The 13287-nt window shown below is 61.1% G+C and carries 13 protein-coding genes and 1 pseudogene; 2 read left to right on the top strand and 12 right to left on the bottom strand.

Features of this window, described 5'->3' with window-relative positions; all coding sequences use genetic code 11:
- The 3 genes from alaS to ACLTXB_RS17570 form a co-directional block, all read right to left on the bottom strand.
- A partial coding sequence (gene alaS, locus ACLTXB_RS17580; RefSeq protein ID WP_428227840.1) for an alanine--tRNA ligase occupies positions 1–1279 on the bottom strand: 1279 nt, incomplete at its 3' end.
- A gap of 23 nt (positions 1280–1302) precedes the next feature.
- Positions 1303–1722, bottom strand: a complete 420-nt coding sequence (locus tag ACLTXB_RS17575) for a DUF3887 domain-containing protein (RefSeq protein ID WP_008981772.1) — start codon at positions 1720–1722, stop codon at positions 1303–1305.
- 282 nt (positions 1723–2004) lie between these two features.
- Entirely contained in the window at positions 2005–2559 is a 555-nt protein-coding gene (locus ACLTXB_RS17570; RefSeq protein WP_428227839.1) for a TetR/AcrR family transcriptional regulator, read from the bottom strand.
- A 139-nt stretch (positions 2560–2698) separates the two neighbouring features.
- On the opposite strand from ACLTXB_RS17570, the gene glgB reads away from it, so the two are divergent.
- Positions 2699–4486, top strand: coding sequence for a 1,4-alpha-glucan branching protein GlgB (glgB, locus tag ACLTXB_RS17565; protein WP_428227838.1), 1788 nt, complete (start codon positions 2699–2701; stop codon positions 4484–4486).
- Between the two features lie 34 nt (positions 4487–4520).
- On the opposite strand, the gene ACLTXB_RS17560 is transcribed toward glgB, so the two are convergent.
- From ACLTXB_RS17560 to citD, 7 genes are all read right to left on the bottom strand, one after another.
- On the bottom strand, positions 4521–5057 hold the full coding sequence (locus tag ACLTXB_RS17560) for a chromate transporter (RefSeq protein ID WP_235395874.1): 537 nt from the start codon (positions 5055–5057) through the stop codon (positions 4521–4523).
- Positions 5054–5617 carry a chromate transporter gene (locus ACLTXB_RS17555; protein WP_235395872.1) on the bottom strand — a complete coding sequence of 188 codons (564 nt, stop codon included), beginning with the start codon at positions 5615–5617 and terminating at the stop codon, positions 5054–5056. The genes ACLTXB_RS17560 and ACLTXB_RS17555 overlap by 4 nt, the downstream gene beginning before the upstream one ends.
- A 23-nt stretch (positions 5618–5640) precedes the next feature.
- A complete protein-coding gene (citG, locus tag ACLTXB_RS17550; RefSeq protein WP_428227837.1) occupies positions 5641–6996 on the bottom strand; it encodes a triphosphoribosyl-dephospho-CoA synthase CitG in 1356 nt (451 codons plus the stop codon).
- Between the two features lie 14 nt (positions 6997–7010).
- Positions 7011–8051 (bottom strand): [citrate (pro-3S)-lyase] ligase, encoded by a 1041-nt coding sequence (gene citC, locus ACLTXB_RS17545; RefSeq protein ID WP_428227836.1) that lies wholly within the window; start codon positions 8049–8051, stop codon positions 7011–7013.
- A 64-nt stretch (positions 8052–8115) separates the two neighbouring features.
- Positions 8116–9684: a citrate lyase subunit alpha gene (gene citF / locus ACLTXB_RS17540; RefSeq protein ID WP_428227835.1), complete on the bottom strand. Its 1569-nt coding sequence runs from the start codon at positions 9682–9684 to the stop codon at positions 8116–8118.
- Positions 9681–10595: an aldolase/citrate lyase family protein gene (locus ACLTXB_RS17535; RefSeq protein ID WP_110440050.1), complete on the bottom strand. Its 915-nt coding sequence runs from the start codon at positions 10593–10595 to the stop codon at positions 9681–9683. Before ACLTXB_RS17535 ends, citF begins: the two co-directional genes overlap by 4 nt.
- The gene (citD, locus tag ACLTXB_RS17530; RefSeq protein ID WP_428227834.1) at positions 10592–10894 is read right to left on the bottom strand and encodes a citrate lyase acyl carrier protein; all 303 of its coding nucleotides are present in this window, start codon (positions 10892–10894) and stop codon (positions 10592–10594) included. The genes ACLTXB_RS17535 and citD overlap by 4 nt, the downstream gene beginning before the upstream one ends.
- A gap of 193 nt (positions 10895–11087) precedes the next feature.
- On the opposite strand from citD, the gene ACLTXB_RS17525 reads away from it, so the two are divergent.
- Positions 11088–11981: a LysR family transcriptional regulator gene (locus ACLTXB_RS17525; protein WP_428227833.1), complete on the top strand. Its 894-nt coding sequence runs from the start codon at positions 11088–11090 to the stop codon at positions 11979–11981.
- 57 nt (positions 11982–12038) lie between these two features.
- Here the strand turns inward: ACLTXB_RS17525 and rsmI are convergent, their stop codons facing one another.
- Positions 12039–12872: a 16S rRNA (cytidine(1402)-2'-O)-methyltransferase gene (gene rsmI / locus ACLTXB_RS17520; RefSeq protein WP_428227832.1), complete on the bottom strand. Its 834-nt coding sequence runs from the start codon at positions 12870–12872 to the stop codon at positions 12039–12041.
- 18 nt (positions 12873–12890) lie between these two features.
- Positions 12891–13287: pseudogene (locus ACLTXB_RS17515) on the bottom strand (tRNA1(Val) (adenine(37)-N6)-methyltransferase); the annotation flags it as partial.

Genomic DNA, 13287 nt, shown 5'->3' with positions numbered 1-13287 from the left:
CCAGCTTCATGCCCTGCTCCTCCACCATCTCCAGGGTCAGGTCGATGGGGAAGCCATAGGTATCATACAGCTTAAAGGCGTCGGCACCGGAGAAGGTGCTCTCCCCCTTGGCCTTGTGCTCAGAGAGCATATCATTGAAAATCTTCAGGCCGCCGTCGATGGTCTTTGCGAAGTTCTCCTCCTCCACGCGGATGACCTTGGTGATATAGTCCTGGCGCTCCCGCAGCTCGGGGTAGTGGCCCTCGTTCTCGTGGATGACGGTGTCACACACGGTATACAGGAAGGGATCGTTCACACCCAGGAGCTTACCGTGGCGGGCAGCCCGGCGCAGCAGACGGCGCAGCACATAGCCGCGGCCCTCGTTGGAGGGCAGCACGCCGTCGCAGATCATGAAGGTGGCGGAGCGGATGTGGTCGGTGATCACGCGCAGAGACACGTCGGTGGCGTGGCTCTGGCCGTAGGAGGCGCCGGTGATCTCAGTGACCTTGCGGGTGATATTCATGACGGTATCCACATCAAACAGGGAGGGCACGCCCTGGCACACGCAGGCCAGACGCTCCAAGCCCATACCGGTATCGATGTTCTTCTGCTTGAGCTCAGTGTAGTGGTTCTCACCGTCGTTGTCGAACTGGGAGAATACCACGTTCCAGACCTCGATATAACGGTCGCAGTCGCAGCCCACGGTGCAGCCGGGCTTGCCGCAGCCCCACTGCTCGCCGCGGTCGTAGTAGATCTCAGAGCAGGGACCGCAGGGGCCAGAACCGTGCTCCCAGAAGTTATCCTCCTTGCCGAACTTGAAGATGCGCTCGGCGGGGATGCCGATCTCCTCGTTCCAGATGCGGAAGGCCTCATCGTCGGCGGGAGTGGTCTCATTGCCGGCAAAGACGGAAGGATAGAGGCGCTCGGGGTCCAGGCCCACCCACTCCTTGCTGGTCAGAAACTCCCAGGCCCAGTGGATGGCCTCCTTCTTGAAGTAGTCGCCGAAGGAGAAGTTGCCCAGCATCTCAAAGTAGGTGCCGTGACGGGCGGTCTTGCCGATGTTCTCAATATCACCGGTGCGGATGCACTTCTGGCAGGTGGTCACGCGGTGACGGGGGGGCTCCTGCTCGCCGGTGAAGAAGGGCTTCATGGGCGCCATGCCGGAGTTAATGAGCAGCAGGCTGGCGTCATTCTGGGGGATCAGGGAAAAGCTGGGCAGACGCAGATGTCCCTTGGTCTCAAAGAAGGACAGGAACATTTCGCGCAGTTCGTTTAAACCAAACGGCTTGGGATCGTACATGGGTATTACCTCCAATATTTCTCTTACTTTGTCTGGATTTCCAGGCCCATGAGCACCATATCGGTGTCAAAGGCAATGCGGTAGACGACGTCTTTCTCCGAATGTTTGCAGTAGAACACGGCGGTGGCGTACTCTTCGCCGGAGTCCAGCTTTTGACCAGTAGCCATGCTGTCCTCCTCCTTTTCAAAGGTACCCGCCTTTTCCACGGCGGAGTTCATATAGCTCTCGATGTTTTCCGGGCTGGTGGTCTCTTTGGCGTCAGAGCGCAGCTGGTCATAGACCGCCTGCCAGTCGCCTTGGTTAAGCAGCTCCATCACGCTGCGGCCCTGCTGCAGCACCTTGTCTTCCTCCATGCCCTGAGGCAGGGGGTTGCCCTTACAGGCACACAGCACCACCAGACAGGCCAGCAGGGCTGCCGCCAGCGCCCACAGCTTCTTTTTCATCCCTCTCCCTCCTTTTCTCCTCAGGCGGTACAAAAAAACCGCCCCTGACCACAGTCAGGGGCGGAAAATTCCACGGTACCACCCTGATTATCCCAAAATGGGCATCTCAGCCATCCGCTTACGGGGATGAGCCGTCCCGCTCGTCACGGGCCGCTCCGGAGTGGCCTGCCTCGGCTGCCGACCGGGGGCTTTCACCTGCTCCCCCTCGCTCTGGGCCATCGTCCGAAGCTTTGCTCCATCTTTGCGTGTAACAAGGGTATTGTATCACATTTTTTGCCCTTGTCAAGGCCGCACTTCCCCGCCCGGCGGGAAAAAGTCCCCCACCTGCCGGGACAGGCGGCCCACCAGCTCCACCACTTGCTCCAGACCGTAACCAAGGTTTTTGCGGTAGGCATAGTAGCCTCCGTAGATGACAAAGCTGAGTACGATATGGCTGGCCGGATCCTGGCGGTACTCCGGCTGGCGCTGAAAGGCCAGTTCTTTCAGCCCCCCCTCCAAGGTCTCAATGAGCCGCCCCTCCCGACTGCCGGAAAACAGGGTCTGGATCATGGCGGAGCGGGCATTGCAGGAGCGGAACAGATCCCGGGTAAACTCCTCAGTATTGTCAAAGATCCTCTCCGGGTGGGGAATATCGGCCAGAATGGCCTCCACCACCTCCCCCTCCAGGGCATGAGAGAGGGCAAAGATATCCGAGTAGTGGGTATAAAAGGTGGATTTGTTGATTCGGGCCAGCTGGCACAGCTCCTTGACCGTGATCTTCTCCAGCGGTTTCCTTGCCCGCAGGCTGAGGAAGGCATTGACGATGCTCCCCTTGGTTTTTTCCACGCGCAGGTCCATAGGACACCTCCCCGACAATTTCCGTCAAGTGTCGTTTATCCAACTCTTTTCTATTTTCGCCGGTGGACCCGGCCTCTGGGTTCGTTATAATAAGTATAGTCACTTTTCCGACTCATGTCTATTATTTTAGGAGGACCCCATGGATTTTTATGGATTTTATACCGGCCGCTCCTTTGACGCCTATCATTATCTGGGCGCCCATCTCACCCAAGATGGCGCAGTGTTCCGCACCTTTGCCCCCAGCGCTCAGAAGATCTCCCTCATTGGGGAGTTCAGCAACTGGGAAGAGCTGCCCATGGCCAAGGTATACGACGGAAACTTTTGGGAGCGGATCGTCCCCCAGGCCAAGCCGGGGATGAAATATAAATATCGCATCTACCGTCCCGACGGCAGCTGGCTGGACCACTGTGACCCCTACGGCTTCTTTATGGAGCTGCGTCCCCACAACGCCTCCATTCTCCAGGACCTCTCCTCCTACACCTTCCGGGATGAGAGCTGGATGCGCCGCCGCACCGACGGCCGATGCCGCCCGGTCAACATCTACGAGGTACACCTGGGCTCCTGGCGCACCAACCCGGATGACCCCAACGGCTGGTTCAACTATGAGGAGATCGCCCAGCGGCTCATCCCCTATGTGAAAGAGGCAGGCTTTAACTACATTGAACTCATGCCCGTCAGCGAGCATCCCAGCGACGCCTCCTGGGGCTATCAGAACACCGGCTTTTTCAGCCCCACCTCCCGCTACGGTACCCCCCAGCAGCTCATGACCCTGGTGGATCGGTGCCATCAGGCGGACATCGGAGTGATTCTGGACTTTGTCCCCGTCCACTTTGCGGTAGACGACTACGCCCTGTGGAACTACGACGGCACCCCCCTCTACGAGTACCCCAGCTGGGATGTGGGCCGCAGTGAGTGGGGCAGCTGCAATTTCATGCACTCCCGTGGGGAAGTGCGCAGCTTCCTCCAGTCCGCCGCCCATTACTGGCTGGAAGAGTTCCACTTTGATGGTCTGCGCATGGACGCGGTGCGCAACCTGCTCTACTGGCAGGGAGACGAGGCACGGGGCACCAATCAGGGCGGCATCCAGTTTTTACGGGAACTGAACCGTGGGCTCAAGGAGCGCCACCCCACGGCCATGCTCATTGCCGAGGATTCCTCCACCTACCCCGGCGTGACCCGCCCGGCAGACCAGGGCGGTCTGGGCTTTGACTACAAGTGGGATATGGGCTGGATGCACGACACCCTCTCCTATTTTCAGTCTGACCCGTGGGAGCGCTCCCAGAAATACCACCAGCTCACCTTCTCCATGCAGTACTTCTACAATGAGCGCTATCTGCTCCCCTTCTCCCACGATGAGGTGGTCCACGGCAAGGCCACCATTTTGCAGAAGATGAACGGGGACTACGAGAAAAAGTTCCCCCAGGCCCGGGCACTGTATCTCTACATGTTCCTCCATCCGGGAAAAAAGCTCAACTTTATGGGCAGTGAGTTCGGCCAGCTCCGTGAGTGGGATGAGAGCCGGGAGCAGGACTGGGATGTGCTGCGCTACCCCATCCACGACGGGTTCTACCACTTCTTCCAGGCCCTCAACCGCCTGTACCTGGAGCACCCCGCCCTGTGGGCGGAGGACTACCAGGGGGACGGCTTTGTCTGGCTGGACTGCCACCAGGAGGGGCGCTGCCTCTACGCCCTGGAGCGCCGCAGCGGCAGCGAGCGGCTGGCGGCGGTGTTCAACTTCTCCGACCAGTACCAGGCAGACTATACACTGAAGATTCCCCATGCCCAGGGACTCACCCTGCTGCTGGACAGTGACAGCGCCCCCTTCGGCGGCGGCACGCAGCAGCCCCAGAACTACATTTCCGTGACGGACGGCCAGGTGACCCTGACTCTGCCACCCTTCTCCGGGCGGCTCTATCAGATCCAATAAGCAAAAGCCGGTGCGCAGACGCGCACCGGCTTTTTTAAAATATTCCAAAGCAGATCAGGCCCAACAAGGCGCACAGGCCGATCACCTTTGGGATGCTCACTTTGAATTTCAGCAGCAGCACCAGCGCCAGCACACCAATCCCTACGCTGGGCAGGTTTAGGACGCTGTTTTCCATATAGTTGGTCCCGCTCAGGGATACCATCACTCCCGCCACCATACCCACACAGGCGGGGCGCACCCCCACCATCACCCGGCGCATCACAGGACTATTGCGGAAGCGCTGGAAAAACAGGGCGGCCAGGGCGCACACGGTCAAGGTGGGCATCAGCACCCCCAGATTGGCGGCGATGGCGCCGGGCAAACCGGCGGTGCGCATCCCGGCAAAGGTGGCACAGTTGAGGCCCAGCGGCCCGGGGGTCATCTCAGCAATGGCCACGATGTCGGACACTTCCTCCGCCGTCATCCACTGGTGGACCTGCATTTCACTGGAGATAAGGGGAATCATGGACAGGCCGCCGAAGCTGGTAAAGCCAATTTTGGTAAAACTCCAGAGAAGCTGAAGAAGGATCACGGCGTTTCTTCCCCCTTCCCCTCCATGTACTTGCTGAGGATCAGTCCGCACACCGCACCGATGACCACCAGCCACACGCAGTTGACATTCAGAAACAGGTACAGGCAGAAACTCACCGCCGTCACCACAGCGCAGGGCGGCCAGCGGAACGCTCCCTTCACCATCCCCACCAGGGCGCTGGCAATGATGGGCACCACAGCGCACCGCACTCCCATCATGGCCGCCATCACCCAGGGGTTATGGCGCACTGCGGAATAAAACAAGGTAATTACCGTCAGCACCGCCATAGGAGGCGTCACCATACCCACCACACAGGCCAAACCACCCAAAAATCCGGCCATCCGGTAGCCAAACAGCATGGCCACGTTGCCGATCATGGTGCCGGGCAGACTGCGCCCCACACTGGTCAGGTCCAGCAGCTCCTCCTGGGTCAGCAGGCCCTGTTGCTCCACATAGCGCTTTTGCATCTGGGCCACGATGCTCCACCCTCCGCCAAAGGTAAACAGGCCAAACTTCATAAAGTCCCGCAGCAGTCCTGTCAGCATCTTCCACCGCTTCATGATACCCACCTCTCTCCATGCGGTCACATGCGGCTTAAAAACTCCAAAAAGTAGGTAATGGCCAGCAGATCGGCACAGCCGCCGGGAGACAGGTTGCGCTCGATCAACGCACGGTCCAATTCCTCTGTCTCCTGCCGGGTGGCCGCTCTGCCCTGAGGCAGGTTTTTAGTTTGCTCCATTGCCCATTGCTGGCCCTCCAGGCCACCCCGGGCAATGAGATTGGTGTCCACCACCTGAGCCATCAGCGCCAGAAGCACCTGGACTCCCGCCTGCTCCAGGCTGTCTCCTGCCTCCAGGCGACGGCGCAGGGTGGGCAGCCCGATCTGTGCCACGGCGGGCAATCCCCGGGACAGCTCGCCCCGGATTCCCTCCAGGCCATGCTCCAGGTAGAGCCGCTGACCTGTGGTGTGGGCTCCCTCCCGGCGGATGGCCTCAAAATCTTTCTGCACCGCCTGGGCACTCATCTCTCCGCACAGGGCCAGAGCAGCATCCAAATCCTTGGAGAATCCCTCTGCGGTCCACAGCCGCCCGGCGGCGGCACACACGGTACCCAGGGTAAACACCGCTCCCTTGTGGGTGTTCACGCCTCCGGTGGCCCGGAACATGGCCCGCTCTCCCGCTGCGCCCGCCTGGCGCAGACGGCGGAAAGTCTCCTGGGGCGGAAGGTCTCTTGTTTCCATCCCCAGTCTCACCGCTTCTTCAAAATAAGGCAGCAGGGCGGCGGTACTGTCCAGGAAGGTAAACACATCCATATCCCGGTGGCTGCCGTTATTCTTTCGGTCCACCAGACCGGGCTTTGGGGTGGTGCACACCTCATAGAGCAGCGCCTTGGCCGCCAGAGCACCCAGGGCCTGCTGGTCTTTTTTGCCGAAGTAGTCCTCTAGGATGACCTGGGTGGCTCCTTGCAGCTCCTCCACGGTATGGAGGCGGCGGGAGGCGCACCCCTTGCCCTCCTTGCCGCACACCAGACACTTCCGGGGCGGCTGTCCCAGCTGGGTACGGTCCCACTTGCCGCTCACCGGGTCCAGAACATCCAGGTCAAAAAGGCGGCCCAGAGCATCCCGGTCCTCCAGCTCCACGCACAGCTCCTTCACCGCCCGGCCGTCTCCCCGTACCACCCACAGGGCCTCACATCCGGTGGGCTGGTCCACCTCTTCCCGATGGACAACATCCAGCCGCCCGGCCAGCAGGGCGCATGCCAGACGCTCCAGCCCCTCCCGGAAGGCCCGGCGGAGCACCGGGGAGTTTTTTACCGGCCCGGCAATGTTCAGGCAGAAGGAAATCACCGGCAGATGATACTCCTCCAACAGCTGCTGCTGGCGCATGGCCCGGGCCTCCCGGGCACCCAGCATCTCCATGAGGGTGACGGCATGTTCCATTGGGGGACCTCCTTTTAGTAGTGGATGACTTCCGCGCTGCCGCGGATGGCGTTGATGACAGGCTGAGCCTCAGGGGAGTGGAAAAAGTCCCAGGTGGTCTGGGGTAGCTGATTCCGAATCTCTTCCATGCGGTCGTCGTGGATGGCCTGGCGCACCGCGCTGGCGCTGATGACCTGCCCATCTGCCTGGGTGCGGGGCACCTCCACGCACTGGATGCCCATTTGGGGCAGCTCCTGGGCCATAATCTGGTTATAAAGGCCGGTGACCAGGCTGCGGGGTTCTTCCCCTACGTAGCGCACGCTCACCCCAAGAGCTTGGGCAATGGAGCCAAACAGCGTGAGGTCCAGCTTAGCATGGCCGGTGATCACCGCCTGCTCGTCTTTCAAAAAGTAGCTGGGGAAGGTGGCTGAACTGATCATGTAGGGACCGCTGGGGTGGCAGATGACGTTGCTTAAATGGGCCACCCCCTCGGTCACCAGCTTCCAGCGCACATCGAAGGGCACCAGGCTGGCCTCCTCACTGAGGACGAAGAGATGCACCGTGTCGCACTCCTTGGCCGCCCGCTCCACCAGGCTCAAATGGCCCAGGGTGAAGGGGTTGGCGTTCATGACGATGGCCCCTGACTTGCCGGGACGGCGGTCCTGCTCCAGCTTTTTACAGAAGGAAGAAAATCCTCCCCGGCGGTTCTCCAGGAAGGAGAGGGTCCCTTCCACTCGGGCGATCTCATAAAAACCCAGGTCCTGAAAAAACTTGGCGCTTTTGCACTTGGTGTAGACAAACTGGTGCAAAATTCCCCGCTCCGTCTGGCGCTCCATCAGGTGAGAGACCACCTGGTTGAGAAGCCCCTCCCCCTGGTGGCGGTGGTCTACCGCAAAGCAGCGCAGGGTGCACCCAAAGGTGCTGCCGGTGGCCACCAGCTGGTAGTCCTCGTCAAACAGGCCGCAGGTGTAGTCCAGATTGCCGTCCAGGGTGATCCCCTCCCCCTCCAGCAGGGTGCGGAGTTTTGTTTGTCCGCGCTTATCGTCGGGACGGATCTCGCTGAGGGTATAGGCCATGGGGTCTCCTCCTTTTAAAAAACACGGGGACTGAAACAGCCCCCGTGTTGGTCATTCGTTTGGTTTATTCCGCTTTGTTGGGGTCGTAGGGCTTGATCTTGCGCACCACGTCCAGGATGGTACCATCCCGGGCCTCCAGCACAGCCACAACCTTGTCCTCCCACTCCAGATCATCCGGGAGGCCCACCAGGGAGTAGGCCTTGTCCTTCAGTTCCTCGATGGTCACGTGGGGGATGCCCGCCTGGTCCAGGCACTTGATGAGGTCGGGACGCAGGGGGTTGACGGCGATGCCGTAGTCAGTGACCAGCACGTCCACACAGTCCCCGGGGGTGGTGACGGTGACCACGTGCTCGCAGACGGTAGCCATACGGCCGCGGACCAGGGGAGTGACGATGATGCAGCACTTGCTGCCGGCGGCGGTATCGGGATGTCCGCCGGGTGCGCCGCGGAGCACGCCGTCAGAGCCGGTGAGCACATTCACGTTAAAACCGGTGTCGATCTCCAGGGCGGCCAGCACCACAAAGTCCAGGCTGTTGACGAAGGCGCCCTTGTTGGCGGGGTTGGCGTACTGGGAGGCGCTCATTTCAAAGTGATTGGGGGTCTGGTTGATGGAGTTCACCGCGTCCAGGTCGAAGTCCTGCACGTCGATGACCTTGCCCACCTTGCCCTTCTTCAGCAGCTCCACCATGGGGCCGCAGATGCCGCCGATGGCCCAGCCCATCTTGATGCCCCGCTCGTCCATGTACTGCTCCAAAAACAGGTTGGCCGCCAGAGAGGGGCCGCCTACGCCGGTCTGGAAGGAGAAGCCCTCTTTGAAGTAGGGGGTGGAGGCGATGACCTTGGCCACGTTCTCCGCCATCATCAGGTCCCGGGGGTTCTGGGAGATGCGGGCAGCGGCAGAGGCGATCTTCTTGGGATTACCAATGGAGTCTACCACTACCACGGCGTCCACGTCAATGGCCTCTACGCTGGCGGGCATATTGGGGAAGTCCACCAGGCAGTCGGTAACCACCACCACGTGATCGGCGTACTTGGCGTCGGACATGGCGTAGCCCATGGAGCCGCAGTTGCTCTTGCCGCCGATGCCCCGGCAGTTGCCCATACAGTCGCTGGTGGGAGCGGCAATGAAGGCGATGTCGATGTGGACCTCGCCGGCCTCAATAGCACGGGGACGACCGCCGTGGCTGCGGATGATGGCGGGGGTCTTCAGCTTGCCGGCGGAGACCACCTCACCCATACGGCCACGGATGCCGGAGGTCTGGATGCCGATGACCTTGCCCTCCTCAATGTAGTCGGCAATGGGGTCGTGGGCGGAGCCCAGGCTGGTGGCGGCGATGGTCAGGTCCTTCAGGCCCAGCTTCTCGATGGCGGCGGCCATTACCTGATTGACCACATAGTCGCCGTCCCGCAAGTGATGGTGGAAGGAGAAGGTCATACCGTCCTTGGCGCCGCACTGCTTAAGGGCCTCCACCAGGGAGTCCACCACCTTGGTGTCCACTGGCTTCTCGCACCGGCGGGTACGGGGAGAGGCCTTCTGGATGTACTTGCCGTCCATATAGTTCTTGCCCTGGTACACCTCACGGCCATTGGTGAGCAGAGCGTCGGGAATATCCCGTCCTACTTTGTTAATCATACCAGATCCCCCTCATACAGTCCACAGGCCCGGGCCAGACGCAGGGTGCGCTCGGCGCCGGGGATAAAGGCGATGTCGATCATCTTGCCGTCCACAGTAAATACGCCCACGCCGGCAGCAGACTGCTCCCGGTAGGCACGGACGATCTTCTCGGCCTGGATGATCTCCTTCTCGGTGGGGGCAAAGACCTGGTGGACAAAGCGGATCTGCTTGGGGTTGATGAGGCTCTTGCCGTCAAAGCCCATGGCCTTGTTCTGCAAAACCTCGGCCTCAAAGCCCGCCTGGTCGTCCAGGTTGGTAAACACGGTGTCAAAGCACTGGATGCCGGCGGCACGGGCAGCCAGCAGCATCTGGCCCCGGGCAAAGAGCATGTCCACGCCGTCGGGCTGGGGGGTAGTCTGCATGCACTTGCGGAAGTCGCCGCCGGAGATGGCCACGCCGAACATACGCTCCGACGCGGAGCAGATCTCATAGGCGTTCAGAATACCCTTGGGACTCTCCAGAGCGGCCATGAGCAGGGTGCGGCCCTTCTCGACCCCGAACTCCTCCTCGGCGGCCTCCACCGCGGCCTCCACGGTCTTCACATCCTGGGCGCTCTCACACTTGGCGATACGGATGCCGTCGGCTCCGCCGGCCACACACACACGGATATCCTCCTGCCAGTGGGGGGTATCCAGGCCGTTGATACGGACAATGACCTCGGTGTCGCCGTAGTCGATGGTCTTCAGGGCGTGGTACAGGGAGAAACGGGCGGCGTCCTTCTGGTTCTCCGCCACCGCGTCCTCCAGGTCCAGCATAATGGAGTCACAGCCGTAGATGTAGGCATCTTTAATAAGGCCGGGCTTCTGGGCGTTCATAAACATCATGGTCCGGCGCAGGCGGAACCGCTCGGGTCTGGGACGAGGAATCATCGCACCACACCTCCCCAGGGAATATTGGCCTGAGACTGGCCGCAGCTGCGGAACACCGCGCACTCCACCCGGGCCTTCAGGGTGCAGTCCAGAGCGCCCTTATCCACCACAGTGACCTGGGCATTCTCCACACCCAGACGCTCCAGGGTCTCCAGCACGGTGGCCTTGATCTGGCGGCCGTACTGGTTCATCACGCTGCTGGACAGAGTCAGCTGGATTCCGTCGGTACCGGGTTCCACGGTGACCTGGGCGTCGCTGGACTCCAGGGTACCGGCCATAGCCGGCTTCAAAATTTCCATGACATGTCCTCCTTCAAGAGATTTTCTTTGCTGATTATAGGGTAACATGCCCAATATTATAGATCAAATACAATTTATAATATAGTATCCATAGGATTTATACTATGTTTTTCTTGACGGCAGGTTCCAGCTGCATTATGCTGAGGATAGAAAGAAATCAAACCGGCTCATTTCTTGGGAAGGAGGGGACCATATGAATCTGAAACAGGCCCGCTACATCCGCACTATCGCCCAGGAGGGGGGCGTGACGGCGGCGGCAAAAAAGCTGTATATCAGCCAGCCCTCTCTGAGTCAGATGCTGCGGCAGATCGAGGGGGAGCTGGGGGTAGAGCTGTTTGACCGCACGGTGCAGCCTTTCCGTCCCACTTACGCTGGGGAGTGCTATCTCCGGGCCGCCCAGGCTATGCTCAGCGCCAATGAGATTCTGGAAAATGAGATCCAGCAGATCCGACAGGAGGATCGGGGACGGCTGCGTCTGGGCATCAGCATGCAGCGCTCCGCCCGTCTGCTCCCCCAGGTCCTGCCCCAATTCATCAAATCCTTTCCCCAGGTCCGCCTGGAGCTGCGGGAGGCAGGCAGCGCCATGCTGGAGCAGATGGTGCTGGAGGGAGAGGTAGACCTGGCCTTTGCCTCCACGGAAGGCGGCATCCCCGGCCTGGCCTATCAGCTGATCCAGCGGGAGACCATCGGAATTCTGGCCGCTTATGACACCCCTCTGGCCCAGGCTCTGCCATCCGGCACCCCCATCCAGCTGGAGCAGGCCATGGACGCCCCCTTTGTCTCGCTGAAAACCGGCCACAATGTTCGCATCGTCCAGGACCGGCTCTTTCAGGAACACGGTTTGAACCCCACTCTCTTTCTGGAGAGCGACAACATGGAGGCCGCCCGGCAAATCACGGTAAATTGCGGGTGCTATATGCTGTGCGCCCACAGCTACACCGCCGGACAGGGCTGCTTCTATCCCCTGGCCGGCTACGACAATCAGCGCCACTTCTGTGCCTGTTACCGGCAGGGGAAGCGTCTGCCCCGCTATGTCCAGACGATCCTGCACCTGGTGGCCCAAAGTCTGGCCCCAGACGGCTCCTGACCCACACAGAAAAGGCGGCGGAAGTGCTTCCACTTCCGCCGCCTTGTTTATGTTGTATTACTTGTCGTTGACCGCCATATCATAGAGCTCATTGCGGGACAGGCTCAGTTCCTTGGCCGCCTGCTTCACCGCATCCCGCAGGGAGGCTCCCTCCTCCCGCAGGGCGCGCACCCGCGCCAAACCGTCCTCCAGGGTGGCCTCCTCTTCCTGGGCAGGTTCCGCTCCCCGGACTACCAGCACAAACTCCCCCCGGGGCGGTTTCTGGTCGTAGTAGTCTGCCGCCTCCCCCAGGGTGGTGCGGCGGATCTCCTCATGGAGTTTGCTCAGCTCCCGGCACAGAGAAATGGGGCGCTCCGGCCCGAAGGTGGCCGCCAAGTCCTTCAGGGTGGCGGGCAGCTTATGGGGCGCCTCATAGAAGATCATGGTCCGCTCCTCCCCCCGGAGAGAGTCCAGGTGGCGGCGGCGGTTCTTCTTGTTCATAGCAAGGAACCCCTCAAAGGTGAAGCGTCCCGTGGGCTGCCCCGAGGTCGCCAGGGCGGTGACCAGGGCACAGGGTCCGGGGATGGACACCACCGGCACGCCGTTCTGGGCGCACAGGGCCACCAGATCCTCTCCCGGGTCGGAGATGGCGGGGGTACCCGCATCGGTAACCAGTGCGCAGTTTTCCCCGGCCAGCAGCCGCTGCAGGATACTCTGGCCGCTGTTTTCCGAGTTGTGGCGGTAGTAGGAGACCATGGGCTTTTTCAGCTCCAGATGGTTGAGGAGCTTCATGGTCACCCGGGTATCTTCGGCGGCAATGAAGTCCGCCTGGGCCATGGTCTGGGCCATACGGGGCGAGATGTCCCCTAGGTTTCCAATGGGGGTGGGAACTAAATATAAGGTTCCGGACATGGGATGAACCTCCTCGTTTTATTCCTGGCAGGGCAACACCTGCAAACCGGGCTTGCCCTGGCGTACCCCCTCGACCAACAGGGCGTAGGGGGGCTTTGTGGGCGTGTGGGACAACAGCTTGAGCCGCTTGGGCTCCAGGTCCCAGCGGCGCATGGCCTCCAACAGGTCAACCATCCGCTGGGTGGGAAACGACAGGGCAAACCGCCCGCCGTTGCGCAGCAGCCGGGCGGCTGCCCGGCACAGGGCGTCCAGCTCCTCCCGCTCCATCCGGGCCGGGCCGCCGTCTTTTCCGCTGCCTGGGGCGTAGTAGGGCGGGTTGGACACCACCAGATCAAAGCTGCCCGGCTGGAAAGGGGTTTGGGACCAGCTTCCGGTCCAGATCTGTCCCTCCAGGCCGTTGTGCCGCAGGTTATCC

The organism is Flintibacter sp. (genome assembly GCF_046973065.1).
This window is presented reverse-complemented; position numbering and strand designations above follow the sequence as displayed.